The sequence below is a fragment of the uncultured Victivallis sp. genome, assembly GCA_944389935.1.
Taxonomy (GTDB): domain Bacteria; phylum Verrucomicrobiota; class Lentisphaeria; order Victivallales; family Victivallaceae; genus Victivallis.
Map to the genome: position 1 here is coordinate 1 of CALXOE010000094.1, position 3,165 is coordinate 3,165.

General features: G+C 59.6%; 2 protein-coding genes. Both read left to right on the forward strand.

From position 1 onward, the window contains the following. Positions 1-1,312: acetylxylan esterase (locus tag Q0J85_RS15360; protein WP_294483220.1), on the forward strand; the 1,312-nt coding region annotated here is incomplete at its 5' end. Between the two features lie 2 nt (positions 1,313-1,314). Further along, positions 1,315-3,165: glycoside hydrolase family 36 protein (locus Q0J85_RS15365; protein ID WP_294483222.1), on the forward strand; the 1,851-nt coding region annotated here is incomplete at its 3' end.

Here is a 3,165-nt window from a genome sequence, read left to right on the forward strand (position 1 = left end):
CGACGCCCGCAAACTCGAATTGTATCTCGGACTGGAAGGGGTTTCCGGCACGGCGAAATTCCGGAACATTCGATTTTCCGAACCCAAACCGCAGATTGACCACAGCCGGTCAATCATAACCGGAGAGCTTGACCGGAGCAATGCCGTTTCCTACAAGCCCGGAGAACCGATGAAGTTCCGTTTCCGCATCCTGCAGTCAGGCAAACCCATAGGAGGGCGGCTCCGGGTGGTCGTAGCAGGGGATGACGGCAGCCGCCGGGAGAATGAATATGATCTGTCGGCGGATTGTCCGCTGGAGTTGTCCGCGTCGCTCAATCAGCCCGGCTTCGTGATGGCGGAAGTCAAGCTCATTGATGAGTACGGGAATGAGATTCAGCGGAAACGCGGAAACAGCATGAAAGCAGTCCAGTTCGGCCTCGCCGCCGGGGTTCAACCGGAAAAACTGACTCAGGCAGTAGCCGAACCGGCTGATTTCGACAAATTCTGGGAGAGTGCCAAAGCGGAATTGAAGGCGACTCCGCTGCGCGTACTGGAGCGCAAACTTTTTAAAACAACGCAGGATTCCCGAATCTACGATGTGAAACTCAGCGCGCCCGGCCCGCGGCCGACGGTCGGTTCGCTGGCAATTCCCAAGGATGCGCAAAAGAAATCCCTGCCGCTTCACATCCAGTTTGACGGTTACGGCGTGCGGGACATCGTCGCACAGGACACGCCCGGAAAAATCGTATTTTTTGTGGGCGCCCACGGCCTTGATCTGCACCGGGAACCGACGTTCTACCAGAAACTTTCTGATGGAGAACTTTATGGCTACGGTTTCGACGACCGGCAGAATGAAAATCCGCATGACTGTTATTTCAAGTACATGATTCTGCGCGATTTGAGAGCTGTGCAGTACGCCATGACCCTGCCGGAGTGGGACGGGCGCAACCTGACGATTGCCGGCGGCAGCCAGGGTGCGTTTCAGGCTGCGGCGGTGACGGCGCTGACCCCGGAAGTCACGCGGTGTGAATTGGAGGTCCCCTGGTTCTGCGAGCTGGGCGGCATAACCGCCGGACGGATTCGCGGCTGGCGGCCGAACTGGAAAAAGGGACTCGGTTACTATGATACGGTCAATTTCGCCAGACGGATCAAATGTCCGGTTCAGATTGAAGCCGGCCTGTCGGACTGGGTGTGTCCTCCGTCCGGGGTCTGGTGCCTCTATAATGTATTGCCGGGTTCCAAGCGCATGAAAATGTTTCAGGGGCGGAACCACGGCCCGTATTTCGGATACGATCAGAAAAAAGCGCCTTTCGTGGAAGTAAATCAGCAGTGACGATGAAAAACATACTCTTTCCGCGGCTGTACCCGGAGGCCGTCGTCGACGGTTCTTCCGTATTGCCGCCCGGCCTCGAACTGGAAGTCAAAACCGTGACGGGGGATCGTGAAGTCCGTTATCTTGCCGTATTTCACAACCGCGGCAGTGTCGCGCGGCATCTGGATGCGATCCGTTTTACGGCCCGGCCGGAACCGGGGGACTTTCTGTCATTCCCCGGCCGGGAATACCGGATTTTCCTCGAAGGCTGGACGATGGTCACACCGGCCAAGAGCGTCCGTTACGGGGAGAAAGACAACTTCTGCAATCCCGATTATCTGCCGGCGGCGGTTTCGGACCCGGTTCATTACAATAATGCGGCCGAGCCGAACCGCTTCTCCGGCGAATACGTCGGGCTGCTGAACCACCGGCCTTCCGGCAGCATACTGCTGGCCGGATTCATCACCTCCCGCCGGATGATGTGCCGCCTCACGATCGAACTGGCCGAGTCCGGAGTGGCGCAGCTGGAACTCTGCTGCGACGCGGATCATATTCTCGTCGAACCGGGCGAGTCCGTCGAATCCGAGGAGCTGCTGCTGACCTGCGGAAGCGATTCGCAGGCTCTGCTTGAGGAATTCGCCTCCCGCTGGGGAGAAAACATGAATGCCCGCACCTGGGATCATGCTCCGACCGGCTGGTGCAGCTGGTATTATTATTTCGAGAACGTCACCGCCGCCGACATCGCCGAGAATCTCGAAGACCTGGCGGCCCGCCGTTCCGATTTTCCGCTGGAATATATTCAGATCGACAACGGCTGGCAGTCCGCTTACGGGGACTGGCTTCACACCAACGCCAGATTTCCGGAAGGACTGCGGGCGCTGGCGCACTCCATCGCCGAAAAGCGATTCAAACCCGGCTTGTGGCTGGCGCCGTTTCTGGTGGAGAAAAACAGCCGCCTCTATTCGGAACACCCGGAGTGGACAATTCGCACTTCCGAAGGAGAAACGGTCTGGCTTGAGCCGTGGGGCAGTACGGAACTGGCCGTTCTCGACGGCACCCATCCCGGAGTGCAGGCACATTTCCGGAATTTATTCCGGCAGCTGGCGGAGCTGGGGTTCGAGTATGTCAAGCTGGATTTCATGATGTATGCCTGCACGCCCGGCAAGGGACGCTACTTCGATCCCAAAGCCACCCGGCTGGATGCGCTCCGGCGCGCCCTGACCGCAATCCGCGAGGGTTTCGGGGAAGAACGGTTCATTCTGGGATGCACCGCCGTTCTCGCCGGAGTCGTCGGCCTGGTCAACGCCGAACGCATCAGCACCGACATTACGCCTTACTGGGAGCGGAAGGCCCCCGGCCGCGACCGGTACCGCGAAGACTGCTGCGTGCCGAACGTCTGCCGCAACATCATCAACCGCACTTACATGCACCGGCGGCTGTTTCTCTGCGATCCCGACGTGCACATTGCCCGCCGGGACCGGAATGAATTGACCGATGCCGAGGTCCGGCTCTGGACTTCGGCGCTGCTGCTGGCGGGCGGGCTGAAACTGCTGGCGGACCGCTTTTCCACGCTGGAACCGGAACGGGCGGAACTCTCCCGGCTGCTTCTGGCGGCCCCCGACCGTTTCCGGCTGCGGCCGCTGGACCGGTTCGACCGGGAATATCCGGCGGTCTGGTTCGGAATCGATCGGGAAAGCGGCACTCCGGCGCTGGGAATTTTCAACTTCGCTGAAACTTCAATGCGCCTGCAAGTCACCTTGCCGGATGCGCCGGCGGGCACGCTGCGGAACCTCTGGGGGAATGAAACATTGAAGTGGGTGTCCGGTGCGCCATGTGAATTTCAGGTGGAGCCGCACAACTGCCTGCTTTTTCTG